The organism is Desulfobacter postgatei 2ac9 (assembly GCF_000233695.2).
Classification (GTDB): Bacteria; Desulfobacterota; Desulfobacteria; order Desulfobacterales; family Desulfobacteraceae; genus Desulfobacter; species Desulfobacter postgatei.
Window position 1 is genome coordinate 328345 of the sequence record NZ_CM001488.1, and the last position, 12208, is coordinate 340552.

16 protein-coding genes are annotated in these 12208 nt (G+C 44.8%); 8 read left to right on the forward strand and 8 right to left on the reverse strand.

Going from position 1 to position 12208, the window contains the following annotated elements; translation table 11 throughout:
* The first annotated feature begins 226 nt into the window (after positions 1-226).
* Positions 227-1078 carry a 16S rRNA (adenine(1518)-N(6)/adenine(1519)-N(6))-dimethyltransferase RsmA gene (rsmA, locus tag DESPODRAFT_RS01600; RefSeq protein ID WP_004070821.1) on the forward strand — a complete coding sequence of 284 codons (852 nt, stop codon included), beginning with the start codon at positions 227-229 and terminating at the stop codon, positions 1076-1078.
* Entirely contained in the window at positions 1075-2487 is a 1413-nt protein-coding gene (locus tag DESPODRAFT_RS01605; RefSeq protein ID WP_004070824.1) for an HD-GYP domain-containing protein, read from the forward strand. Before rsmA ends, DESPODRAFT_RS01605 begins: the two co-directional genes overlap by 4 nt.
* Positions 2488-2607: 120 nt before the next feature.
* Here the strand turns inward: DESPODRAFT_RS01605 and pncA are convergent, their stop codons facing one another.
* The gene (gene pncA / locus DESPODRAFT_RS01610; RefSeq protein WP_004070826.1) at positions 2608-3234 is read right to left on the reverse strand and encodes a bifunctional nicotinamidase/pyrazinamidase; all 627 of its coding nucleotides are present in this window, start codon (positions 3232-3234) and stop codon (positions 2608-2610) included.
* Between the two features lie 87 nt (positions 3235-3321).
* On the opposite strand from pncA, the gene pncB reads away from it, so the two are divergent.
* The gene (gene pncB, locus DESPODRAFT_RS01615; RefSeq protein ID WP_004070829.1) at positions 3322-4485 is read left to right on the forward strand and encodes a nicotinate phosphoribosyltransferase; all 1164 of its coding nucleotides are present in this window, start codon (positions 3322-3324) and stop codon (positions 4483-4485) included.
* 184 nt (positions 4486-4669) lie between these two features.
* Entirely contained in the window at positions 4670-5599 is a 930-nt protein-coding gene (gene mnmL, locus DESPODRAFT_RS01620) for a tRNA modification radical SAM protein MnmL/YtqA (protein ID WP_004070831.1), read from the forward strand.
* 33 nt (positions 5600-5632) lie between these two features.
* Here the strand turns inward: mnmL and DESPODRAFT_RS01625 are convergent, their stop codons facing one another.
* The 6 genes from DESPODRAFT_RS01625 to DESPODRAFT_RS01640 all read right to left on the reverse strand — a co-directional run bounded on the left by DESPODRAFT_RS01625 (position 5633) and on the right by DESPODRAFT_RS01640 (position 8001).
* Positions 5633-5914 carry an RNA recognition motif domain-containing protein gene (locus DESPODRAFT_RS01625; protein ID WP_004070834.1) on the reverse strand — a complete coding sequence of 94 codons (282 nt, stop codon included), beginning with the start codon at positions 5912-5914 and terminating at the stop codon, positions 5633-5635.
* Positions 5915-5932: 18 nt separating this feature from the next.
* On the reverse strand, positions 5933-6595 hold the full coding sequence (locus DESPODRAFT_RS01630; RefSeq protein ID WP_004070836.1) for a class I SAM-dependent methyltransferase: 663 nt from the start codon (positions 6593-6595) through the stop codon (positions 5933-5935).
* A 9-nt stretch (positions 6596-6604) separates the two neighbouring features.
* Positions 6605-6760, reverse strand: a complete 156-nt coding sequence (locus DESPODRAFT_RS20235) for a hypothetical protein (RefSeq protein WP_004070838.1) — start codon at positions 6758-6760, stop codon at positions 6605-6607.
* A gap of 129 nt (positions 6761-6889) precedes the next feature.
* A complete protein-coding gene (locus DESPODRAFT_RS21660) occupies positions 6890-6997 on the reverse strand; it encodes a helicase-related protein (RefSeq protein WP_353740114.1) in 108 nt (35 codons plus the stop codon).
* 204 nt (positions 6998-7201) lie between these two features.
* Positions 7202-7549, reverse strand: a complete 348-nt coding sequence (locus tag DESPODRAFT_RS20825) for a DEAD/DEAH box helicase (protein WP_004070840.1) — start codon at positions 7547-7549, stop codon at positions 7202-7204.
* A 248-nt stretch (positions 7550-7797) separates the two neighbouring features.
* A complete protein-coding gene (locus DESPODRAFT_RS01640) occupies positions 7798-8001 on the reverse strand; it encodes a cold-shock protein (protein WP_004070842.1) in 204 nt (67 codons plus the stop codon).
* 481 nt (positions 8002-8482) lie between these two features.
* Here DESPODRAFT_RS01640 and rdgC point away from each other — a divergent pair, with 481 nt between their 5' ends.
* The 4 genes from rdgC (at position 8483) to DESPODRAFT_RS01660 (ending at position 11721) form a co-directional block, all read left to right on the forward strand.
* Positions 8483-9100, forward strand: coding sequence for a recombination-associated protein RdgC (gene rdgC, locus DESPODRAFT_RS01645; RefSeq protein WP_004070844.1), 618 nt, complete (start codon positions 8483-8485; stop codon positions 9098-9100).
* The gene (locus tag DESPODRAFT_RS01650; RefSeq protein WP_004070846.1) at positions 9097-9630 is read left to right on the forward strand and encodes a hypothetical protein; all 534 of its coding nucleotides are present in this window, start codon (positions 9097-9099) and stop codon (positions 9628-9630) included. Before rdgC ends, DESPODRAFT_RS01650 begins: the two co-directional genes overlap by 4 nt.
* 315 nt (positions 9631-9945) lie before the next feature.
* Positions 9946-10884 (forward strand): ribose-phosphate diphosphokinase, encoded by a 939-nt coding sequence (locus DESPODRAFT_RS01655; protein WP_004070849.1) that lies wholly within the window; start codon positions 9946-9948, stop codon positions 10882-10884.
* A 306-nt stretch (positions 10885-11190) separates the two neighbouring features.
* The gene (locus tag DESPODRAFT_RS01660) at positions 11191-11721 is read left to right on the forward strand and encodes a peptidylprolyl isomerase (protein WP_004070851.1); all 531 of its coding nucleotides are present in this window, start codon (positions 11191-11193) and stop codon (positions 11719-11721) included.
* Positions 11722-11813: 92 nt separating this feature from the next.
* Here DESPODRAFT_RS01660 and DESPODRAFT_RS01665 read toward each other — a convergent pair whose 3' ends face one another.
* On the reverse strand, positions 11814-12197 hold the full coding sequence (locus tag DESPODRAFT_RS01665) for a hypothetical protein (RefSeq protein ID WP_004070853.1): 384 nt from the start codon (positions 12195-12197) through the stop codon (positions 11814-11816).
* Positions 12198-12208 lie beyond the last annotated feature (11 nt).

Below are 12208 nucleotides of genomic sequence, written 5' to 3' on the forward strand. Positions count from 1 at the left end.
CTCTACTAATGTCAAGTAGGCCATATCTAAATAAGTAAAAAAAGTATCTGCCTGTGGGCGTTAAATTTTATGGAATTTAATAAAAAACTGTGATTTACTGGTAGGTACCTTAAAATTTCAAAGGAAAACCGCTACTGTCAATCTTTTATTCTTTTTCCAAGGCGAAAAATATGTGACATATGGCGTTCTGGAGATAAACAGCCAAGAAACGGAGAGCAAAACGAGTATGACACATCCTGGAGAGTTATTAAAGAAAAGCGGGTTATATGCGGGAAAGGAGTTGGGCCAGAACTTTTTGTCACACCCGACTACGGCCCAGATGATTGTAGAAAAAACCGGCGTTGATAAAGAAACTACCGTGCTTGAAATAGGTCCGGGTTTAGGGGCAATCACCCTGCCATTGGCAAGGTCCTGCAAGCAGGTTGTGGCCGTTGAAAAAGACCGCCGTATAATTCCTCTGCTTGAAGAGGAGCTGGCCGGTGAAGGAATCTGCAATGTTACGATTATAAATCAGGATATATTAAAAACAGATATCAGGGAAATTGCAGGAACAGAAAAACTTGTTGTAATAGGGAATCTGCCATACAATATTTCATCCCAGATCCTTTTTAAACTCGTTACAATTCGCCAGGTTGTGACACGCGCATTTCTGATGTTTCAAAAGGAGCTTGCCCAACGTCTTCTTTCATCAGCCGGCACCAAAGACTATTCAAGGCTCTCTGCGGTGGTTCAGTATGCATCAAAAATCAGTCGGGTTGCAGATATCGGGCCCAATAATTTTTTTCCAAGGCCGGAAGTGAACTCCACGGTCCTGCGCTTTGATTTTTTTGAAACCAAAGGCATGGGCGAAGCCGACGAGATCCTGCTGTTCAGCGTAATCAAGGCAGCGTTTTCCAAACGAAGAAAAACCCTTCACAATGCCATGTCCGGCGGAGAAATGGGCTTGACAAAAGAACTCGTCGGTATTGCCCTTAAAAACGCCGGCATTGACGCCTCACGGCGCGCTGAAACCCTGAATGTTCAGGAGTTCATAGATTTGTCAAAGGCCGTGGGAAAGCTTAACGCCCTTGAATCATGATTGAATCAAAAATTTCCATAGATAAGCTCATTGACATTGTCCGCCAGGGTGGCCGGGTTAAAACCGGTGTGGATGTATATAACGGCAACGGCACCCTGCTTCTGGCCAAAGATGTGATGGTGGATAAGACAAAGCCCCTGAAAATACTTCGGAACAATGGCCTTCGGCAGGTTCCGGTGGCAAGCAACGGGGGCGTGTTTGACGCATCCGGTAATAAAATAGAGATGGGATCCACCGCCATTTCCGACCCCTTGCCAGATTCTTTTCCCGATCCGGAACCCGTCAAAACTCAAAACGTAACTGAACGGCTCAAGGAGATTCTGGAACTGCGCAGGTTTGGCGAATCCATCAGTGTTAAAGCCCAGGCCAGGATAAAAAATGCTGTGAACCAGATCCGGCAGACAAAGGGTGAGTTTGATGTGAATGCCGTATCAGAGCAGGCATCTGAACTTGCATCATTTGCCGAACACAAACACCACCCCTTTGCATACGCGCCAAGGGATTGGTTTTTCTATGATGACTATTTTTACAGCCATGCCACCAATGTCTGCGCCTTGGGCTCCCAAGTATTGCGTCAATTTAACAGGGCTTTCTCCAGCGTAGTGGAAAAATCGCTTTGGTCATCATCATCAGCGCTTGCCGGCAATGGATCTTCCGGAATGTTTTCCTATTACTACCCCGAGGAGATAGAAGAGATGTCCTTTGGGCTGTTCATCTATGATCTGGGAAAGTCCATGGTACCGGAAGAGATTTTAAACAAGACATCCGCCTTGAGCAAAGATGAAACCGAACTGCTGCGCAGGCACACCAACGATTTCGGATTTACGGTAATTGAAAAAAACCATCTGGGCAGTACTGTGCTCAGCAACATGATCCGGTATCATCATGGGCCGATATATGAGGGAGAGCCTGGATGTTATCCTGTGGGACTTGATTGCGGGATGATGCCGCCCTATGTCAAAATATGCAAACTGATGGACATCTATGACGCCATGATTTCCAAACGCAGCTACCAGGATGCCGTTAACCAGGTTACTGCCGTCACCGGCCTGTTCCGCAGTTATGTGCACAAAGACCCCATCTTGCAGTTTATTCTCCATGCTTTTGTTAAAACCGTCGGGCTCTATCCGCCGGGCAGCATTGTTTTTCTTAAAAGCGGACATATGGCCTATGTTCTTGAAAACGAGGGTCCCCTTGTTCTTCCTTTTACAGACAGAAACCAAACCCCGTTGACATCCAGGCCGGATCCTTTTAACGCCGGAAAACAGACCGGGGTTCTTGCCATTGACAGTGACAGAAGTATCAGACAACCCAAAAAAATATGGAATTGCCTTCCTGTATTTATCAGGGAGTTTGCCCTGCCCAAGGATCAGGTGGCAGCGGCAGTTTCTGCTATTTCCCCCATATAATCCTATTTGTTATCCGTAATGTCCGGTTATGTTTTTGCACACACTGAAAAATATTGTTTTTTTTAAGAAAACGCTGTAGCATTAATTTTTCCGAACCCGCTAAAGCCCCTTAATTTGTTTTCAGCAAATATCGACACCGGCCGCTTTCATCTCTTCCAACCCTGCAGCCGTGCTTTCCGGGGCAACGCCCCGGCACAGGTCTTTGATCAGTGTCACCTCAAACCCGAGCATTATAGCATCCATGACCGTGGCCTTGACGCAATAATCGGTTGCCAGTCCGTAAATGATGAGCTTTTTTATCCCTGAACCTTTAAGGATATCCGCCAGGCCGGTCTCTTTTTTGCGGTCATCAAAAAAACCGGAATAGGAGTCAAAGGCCGGATCCATGCCTTTTTTTACAATGGCCGTAAACAGGGATTCATCCATCAAAATCCGGGCACCTGGGCTCTCCTGCACACAATGGGGGGGCCATAATACCTGTTGGCGTCCCTCAATTTCAATGAGATCATAGGGGGTGGTGTTATCGTGGTTGGAAAAAAAGGAAATGTGGTTTGCCGGGTGCCAGTCCTGGGTGGCATAGATCGGGTAACCCAGTGACTTGAGCCGCCGGGTTTCGGTTTCTGTCGCATCAAGGTATGCCTGGTCAGCACCCCCAACGGCCAGGCTCCCCTGCATGGCCTGGGTGAAATCTGCCTGGATATCCACAACAACCACTGCTGTATGGTCCTGTTTTGTATTTATCTGCATAAAGTCTCTGTCCTTTTTGAAAATTATGCCATAAGATAATTCTTTTAGCTGTCATATACAAAAATTTTTTAGAAATATTACAGGCCCATGATTGAGACCATACTTGACAATGATCTGTATAAATTCACCATGCAGCAGGCCGTGTATCAGCTCTATCCCAAGGCCCGGGTCCGGTATAAACTGACGAACCGGGGGCGTACCCCTTTTCCTCCAGGATTTGACGGCTTGATTAAAGACCGGGTGGCGCAGATGGCAGGTTTACGCTTGACCCTTGATGAAAGGGTGTGGCTGGAAAAGGCCTGCCCCTATTTTACAAAAGCGTACCTGGATTATCTGGCCTCATACCGTTATGACCCTGACCAGGTGGAAATTTGCCAGCACGGGCATACGCTTTCGGTCAAGATTTCAGGGCCATGGTGTCGGACCATTTTGTGGGAAGTGCCGCTGATGGCCATCATTTCCGAAACCTTTTTCAAGGTTGCCAACCCTGAAATTTTGTCCAGGCAGGCCATCCGGGACCGCAACCAGACCAAGGCGAAAATGATGTCCAATGCCGGCCTGACTTTTGTGGAATTCGGTACCCGGCGGCGATTTTCCGTTGCCAACCACGCCCATTTTCTTGAGGATGTTCTGGCGCTGGACCACCACCGCATGGCCGGCACCTCCAATGTGCATTTTGCCAGAAATTACGGACTTGCCCCGATGGGGACCCTGGCCCATGAATGGATTATGTTTCATGCGGCCTTAACCGATTATGCCGCGGCCAATGCCGCGGCCATGGATGCCTGGCTTAAGGTCTATCCTGATGTGCTGGGCATTGCGCTGACCGACACCTTTACCACGAAGGTTTTTTTAAATGCCTTTAATAGAGACCGGGCCGGCCGGTTTTCCGGTGTCCGCCACGATTCCGGAGACCCTGAAATTTTTACCCGGGATATCCTCAGCCATTACAGAGAAAAGGGTATTGATCCGGCTTCCAAGGCCATTGTATTTTCAGACGGCCTGGATGTGGAACGGGCAATGAAAATTCATAGGTTCTGCCGGGGAAAGGTAAAGGACTCCTATGGTATCGGCACCAATCTGACCAATGACGTGGGGGTTGATCCTTTGAATATTGTGATCAAATTGTCCTGGGCAGAGCCTGAACCCGGCATGGAAGGCAGACCCACGGTTAAGTTGTCGGATGATCCGGGCAAGCACACCGGTGATCCCGGAGAATTGCTACACTGCCGAAAAGCCCTTGGCCTTTGATTTTTCCTGTTCTGTCAGCCAGATTTCAAAGTCCAGGATAAAGTGTTCGGGAGTTCGGGGTCGCCGATCTGACGGTCTGTAGGGGGGAGTGGTTTCCATAAGCCGTGATTTTGTTGCCGATCCCTTTGGGGGATGCCTTAAAGGGTGAACGGATAAATCAGAACAGATGACATGGAGGAAGAAGTTGGCAGATGCTGATCGAATGAAACGGTACTCCGATTATAATGCTTATCTTCGCAACCTGTTTGGTGAGCGGGTGCAGAAAATTTCCGTGGATGCCGGGCTGACTTGTCCCAACCGGGACGGAACCCTGTCCAGGTCAGGGTGTATTTACTGTAATGCCAAAGGGTCGGGTACAGGTGCCTTTGCCAGGGGGCTTTCCATTTCCCAGCAGATTGAAGCCGGGAAGATCGGGGCCATAAAAAAATATAAGGCTCGAAAATTTCTTGCCTATTTCCAGTCTTTTACCAATACCTATGCCCCGGTGGATCATCTTAACGCCTTATATGACGAAGCCCTGTCCTGTGAGGGGGTGGTGGGTATGGCTGTGGGCACAAGACCTGACTGTGTGGATAAAGCCAAAATTGATCTGCTTGACGCCTACACAAATGATTATCTTATCTGGCTGGAATACGGGCTTCAGTCTGCCCATGACACCACCCTTGCCCTGATTAACCGCGGTCATGATTTCAAGGCCTTTGAAACAGCCATGGACCTGGTTGCGCATAGAAAAAAGCTTAATGTCTGTGCCCATATTATTCTGGGTCTACCCGGAGAGACCCGGGCCATGATGCTTGAAAATGCCCGTATTTTAGGAAGCATGGGGGTTAATGGCGTCAAAATTCACCTGCTTTATGTGGTCCGCGGCACCGCTTTGGATAAGATGTATGGTCAGGGGCGTTATACGCCCTTAGAACAACAGGAATATGTGGACCTGGTCTGCGATTTTCTGGAACGGCTGCCCACGTCCGTGATTATCCAGCGGATCACAGGGGACCCCCATTCTGACGAACTTGTGGCCCCATTGTGGTCAGCCCGGTACAGAGAGACATTCAACATGATTCAGTATACCCTTGAAGCCCGGGATTCATACCAGGGAAAATACTGGATTTAAAATCCTTATTTTTCTCGGATTTTGAGCCGCCTTCTAATAGCTTCTTCTCCTGAAAGGCTTTTTCTTCTTTTTACCACCGGAATCGGCATGATTCACTTTGATGGGCTTTTTATCAACTATGTTGCCGTTCAAGGCCTTAATGGCCTTGTCCGCTTCAGAATTGCTTGGCATCTCAACAAAACCAAATCCTTTGGAACGTTCGTTAAACCTGTTTTTTATAATTTTAACGCTTTCAACTTCACCAAATGCTTCAAAGGCCTCTTTAAGCGCCTCTTCTGTCATATATTCCGTTAGATTTCCCACATAAATTTTCATTCACGGATCCTTTTGTTTTTAAATTATATCCTGGCGGGAGAAAGTCAGCACCTGACAGATGACGCTTTTTCCCATACTGTCTGTCTGATTAATTTTTTCCTGTGAACAGGCATAACCCAGCCCAGCCATTTTTTTGCTGAATTTTGCATGATAGCCCCGCCTGGGGTCCACAATGATTACATCACAATGGTCACGGGCATGGCGGTTTATAAAAGTTGACAAAAGATCGACATGTTTAATTTCATAAAGAAGATCCGAACCGATGATCAGATCAAAATGACCAAGATCATCATCCAGATCCGCCCATCCGGTGCGAACAAAGGGTATTTTTTTCCCGTCATTGAGTTTTACATTGTGAATCAGGAATCCTTCCGTTTCAGGATGGTAGTCTGTGGCCGTAATATCTGCCAATCGCTGATTCAGAATCAGACTGGCCAGCCCAATGCCGCAGCCCACTTCAAGCACCCGTTTTCCGTTCACATAATGATCAAGCATCAGGCGGGCAAGCAAGCAGCTGGAAGGCCAGACCACGCCGAATATCGGCCAGGTCGCCGAAGATATCCCAAGTCTTTCGGCCTCACCGTTGATATCCTCAAACTGCAGTGTATCTCTAAGCGTCCGGATATGAATATCCATTGCTCCGATTTCAATGGTTGTATAACGGACGCGTATAGTGGACATGAGACCTTTCTATTCCTGCAGTTCCTGTTGATTCTGTTCAGAATCGGTTTCGGTGTCTGTCGGGTTCTTTTTTTCAGCTTTTCGTTTGAGCTTTTCTTCTTTTTTCTTTTTTTTATTCAACTCTTTTTGTCTTTTTTCCCGGGAAAATTGATTTCGGACTGCCATGCCTCTCCTTTTGGTTGGTCCTGCTGTTATGGCTATTTAAGCCGGAAGTAACTATTCCTCTGTCATTTTTCTGCCCAGGGCTTTTTCGATTAAGGTAATGGTTTTATTATCTTGCATGGTTGTAAAGGTCTATGCCTGGCCGGCTTGATTAGCCCTTCCGGTCCTTCCGGTTCTGTGGATATAGGTTTCAACCGTATCCGGCAGATCATAGTTGAATCCGGATTTCTTTACTTTAATTGGTCCGCAAGGCTTTTGGCCTTATGTTTGGTTCGTGTAAACACAATGGTGCTGGCCATGCCGTTTTTTGCAAACAGCGTTTTGAGCAGGTCTGTTCGCTTTTATTTTTGGACATTAAACCGGCCATGGGCGATGCGGGGTGCAGGACCGGTTTGGTTGACCTGAATCGTGATGGGATGGTTTAAAATATCCTGGACCAGATTGCTAATCATCTTTGGCATGGTCGCAGAGAAGACCAGGTTCTGGCGATTTTTTGGGCAAAGACCGGATAATTCGCCTGATATCAGGCAGAAATCCCATATCAAACATCTGATCTGCTTCGTCCAGAACAAGGGTATCAATTCCCCTAAGGCTCAGGGCCTTTTCATTCATAAGATCCAGCAGCCGTCCCCGGGCATGCCACAATAATGTCCACGCCCTGTTCATACTGTTTTCACGGTTAACTATCAGTAAAAACGTCAACGTTAACGTACGATGTTTGTCAGACAACGCGGTCAGCGAGGAGTGCCTGAGAGAAGAAAATTCAAACAGGAAAAGTGCCTTTACTGGCATTTACATAATTTATCATACACAACGGTTGAGACAGCACAAGGTGCCTGCTGCCACTGTAGGCCATGACTGTCAACAAAAAAAGCCCCTGAGAACAGAATTCTCAGGGGCTTTAATAACTGTTCAGATGAAAGCGTCCGGAATGGTTCAAAACCCTTCCGGATTCGTCACTGGGTGGCCCGGAACAAAAATCGGGTTGGCCCAGGACTGTTATAAATAAAAATGGTCAGCTATTGCACAAAAATGGTCATCTATTGCACGATGACATTTGCAGCAGACGGCCCTTTGGGGCCCTGCTCAATGTCAAATGTGACCCGATCGCCTTCGTTCAGGGTCTTAAAACCTTGTGCATTAATGCCTGAATGATGAACAAAGACATCTTTTCCACCATCTTCTACTTCGATAAAACCAAAACCTTTAGTCTCGCTGAACCACTTTACGGTACCTTTTGCCATGTTGGCAGTCTCCTAAATAAAAAAAATAAAAATTTGCTTCTAACTTTGGGGGGCAATCACAGAGATATTGAGATATACACCTTAAGGAAGGAACATATGCAAACCATGCATTCTTTGTATAATACTGAAAAAATAAAAAATGTCAAATGTATTCTTAAAATTCAGCAATTCAGAGTGTCGCACCTGCACCGTAGTAGTCAATGCGGTTGACTTAAGAGACAACTCAAAGTATCAAGCCGGTTGCCTGTATTCCAGATTGGATATAATGCACTGATTTTTAGAACGAAATGGACCAAAAATTATTTTTCGGATAGATTCAAGGTGATGCTTTGACTCTGGAAAAAATATAAGATGAGCTTTCTTGATTCATCTGTATCTGATAATCATAACAATTTGTCAAAAATTTTTTATACATTAAACACGGCTGTAAGAGACTTAAACAAGCGTTTAACAGCCGTTTAACATGAAAGAAGGAGTATATATGGGATTGATATCTTCCACCCATTCCATCAGCCGTTATTATATTGACGGTGAATTTACTGACGGTGCTGCAGAAGGTGTCCGCCGGGGATTGATTGAAAACGCCATCCCTGAAATTGAAAACGAATACGATGAAATATCAGCCGGATGGTCTCCCCTTGAAACCCCCTATAAACCAGACTTTCAATCAACTTCTTTTATATTCGGCACCTATTTTGCCTTTTCTCTGCGAATTGATAAAAAATCAATCCCGGCTAAACTGGTTCAAAAACATATGGCCATTGAAATGGAGAAAAAAAAGAAAGAAAGCGGCAGACCCTTTATTTCAAAAAATGAAAAAACTGAAATAAAGGAGATGGTCATCGATATTTTGATGCATAAAACACCCTTTATTCCAAATATCTATGATGTGTTATGGGATTATGAAGATAAAAACTTAATCTTATTTTCCACCCAAAAGGCGGCCAATGAATTATTTGAAACCTTGTTTTTCAAATCCTTTGACCATAAACCCATTAAAATATTTCCCTATACAATAGTGGAAAAGCTGGGCAGATTTTCAAACGATAAAAAAGACAGGGTGCTGGCTCTATCGCCCTTAAATACGAAAGGTGCATGATGTTAGATATAGCAACGGCTTACAATAAATATGGATTTTTAGGCAACGAATTTTTGACATGGATCTGGTACCTCATTGAAACGGATCAGGATATTACAACCCTTGCAAGTTCAAAAGATCCGGTAATTTTTGAGATTGGAAATTCCATCAGTCTTGAAAATAATCTTGGCGATAAATCAAAAGAAAAAATTACCATTAAAGGTGATCAGGCCGGTCTTGAAGAAGGGGGCACAGCCCTTAAAAAAGGGGCATGGGTAACAGATATGAACCTGATCTGCAGGATGGGTGAAGAAGAATATAAATTTTCAATCAAAGGTGAAAGTTTCAATATCACCGGTTTGAAAACCCCAACCATTGACATCTCCTCATCAGAAGATGAAATAGAAGGTTTGATTATTGAAAAAACCTTTTTAATCATGAAGGTTATCAAAGTTATTGACACCCTTTTTTTAAAATTTATCGAAAAAAGAATTTCAGATGACTGGAATGCGTCTGATTTAAAGGGTATCAGGGATTGGATTCAATCCTGACAACAAATTGTTTAAAAAGCCTGTTTTATGGACCCTTAAAAAACAGGCTTTTAATACCTTCTATTTTTAAAAACATTTTATTCAAAACTTTAAACACAAAAGATACAAAAACAATCAATAATATTAAGCTATTAAATCAATTGTAAACATTTAGGCCTTGATTATTATTGTTATTATCTTTATTTAAATAATCTTTAATATATTACATCTTGTAATAAAAACGATATGCTTTGTTTCTTCTTTCCAATCTCTTGTTTCTTGACTGGTAAACTGGTATTTAAAAGCGCGAACTGGAACCCCTTCAGGAAAGTTAAAATGACAGATGATTTAAAAATATTTTCCGGTGGATCCAATCCGGATCTGGCAACGGAAATTTGTGGGAATATCGGAATTCATTTAAGTCCGATGGAAACATCCCGGTTTTCAAATGACAATTTGTTTGTTCAGATTAAGGAAAGTGTCAGGGAAAAAGATGTATTTGTTGTCCAGTCTTTGAGCACACCTGTCAGTGATCATCTCATGGAATTGATGATTACCCTGGATGCCCTGCGTAGCGCATCTGCTAAACGGATTACAGCTGTCATCCCTTATTATTCATATGCCCGGTCCGATAAGAAGGATGCGCCAAGAATATCCATTGCTGCCCGCCTGGTTGCCGATCTTTTGAAAACTGCCGGGGCAGACCGGGTACTGACTATGGATCTGCACGCCGATGCCGTGCATGGATTTTTCAGCATTCCCGTGGATCATTTAACAGCCATACCCACAATCTGTGATTATTTTGCAGCGTTCCTGGATCTGTCAAAGGTGGTGGTGGTGGCCACAGATGCCGGCGGTGCTAAAAGAGCCGGACGGTTTGCCAAACGTCTGGACACCTCCCTTGCCATCATTGACAAACGTCGGCTCAGCGATTCAGATGTTCAGCAGGGGCTGGTTGTGGGTAATGTAAAGGGTCTGGATGCCATTATTTTTGACGATGAAATATCCACAGGGGGAACCCTGGTGAGCACCGTTGAGACCTTGAGCCGCGCAGGAGCGGCTAAGGTTTATGTTGGTGCAACCCATCCGGTGCTTTGCGGCCACGCAGTGGAAAAATTAAATCAAACTTTCATATCTGAGATTGTGGTCACCAACACGGTACATGTTCCTGTAGAAAAACAGTTTCCCCAGCTTAAATCCTTGTCAGTGGCATCTCTTTTTGCCCGGGCCATCAAGCACATCCATACAGGAGAGAGTGTTTCAGGGCTTTTTTAAGCCATAACAAATCAGTGAAACCTTTTCATTGAACTGTTCGGTGACTATTTTTCTGGTGGTTCTTACTTTAATACGGCAGACAAAATGTTTGCTCTCTTCCTGGAGGAGATCAAATTCTTTATGAGATTGATACCCCCGGTCCATGACGCCGGTTTGACCTTTAGATAGGATACGGGTAACAAAACGACGCTCTGCGCCGTTGCCTTCATTCAGGAATATTTTATGTAAAACATCGGTTTTTTATGTTTGACATTCGGCGATTTTATATTAACTTCAAAGAAATTTTTTAATTTTTAGGAGAAAAACATGGCAGATTTAACAGCGATTATGGAAACTTCAAAAGGCACGATTAACATTACGCTTTTTGCAGACAAGACCCCCTATACCGTGGGCAATTTTGTAAACCTTGCCAAACGCCAATATTATAACGGTTTAACCTTTCACCGTGTGATTTCAGATTTCATGATCCAGGGTGGATGTCCTTACGGCAATGGTATGGGCGGCCCGGGCTATGAATTTGAAGATGAATTCAAAAAAGATCTCAAACATGACAAGCCCGGCATCCTGTCAATGGCCAATGCCGGTCCCGGGACCAACGGCAGCCAGTTTTTTATTACTCACGTCCCCACACCCCATCTCGACGGTATGCATACGGTATTCGGGGCAGTTGTCAGCGAAGCAGATCAGGATGTAGTCAACAGTATTACCCAGGGAGATACTATTGAAAGCATCACCATCAAAGGCAATGTGGGTTCTGTGTTCAAGAAGATTCAACCCAAACTGGATGTGTGGAATAAAACCCTGAACAAGTCCTTTCCCAAGCTTCCCAAAGCTTGAATGTTTTGAACAAAAAGACCTTTTGTCGCATGATTATGCGGCAAAAGGTCTTTTTGTTTTGGGTTCAGCGGTTTTGCCTGCAGTGTCGGTTATCAGTCCAGGTCAATGTACAAGGGGATAACATGAAGGGAAGGAGAATTTTCCTCGGTATCCCCTAAGCGCCATTTTTTCGCCGGAATTCCTGCTTCTTTGATTTTTTCAACCATTCCTTTGATATTGATCAGGGGGTGCCGGCTAAACACATTGGGCAGCCCGTATGTCAGGCTGCACACCAGGCATTTGTCCGGCCGGCGCAGCAGATTAAAGGCAAGGACAATCCGGCTGCCGGAAATACTGATAGGCTCCAGCCTGATGTCATAGGCGCCTTCTGAGGCATCACCATACAGCGCATCAAAAAACTGATCAGTTCTTTCAGGCGGCAACAGCTCATCTAAAAATTCTTGGGTGAGTATGTTGTCAAAATCTTTTTGAACCATGTTTTATCTAT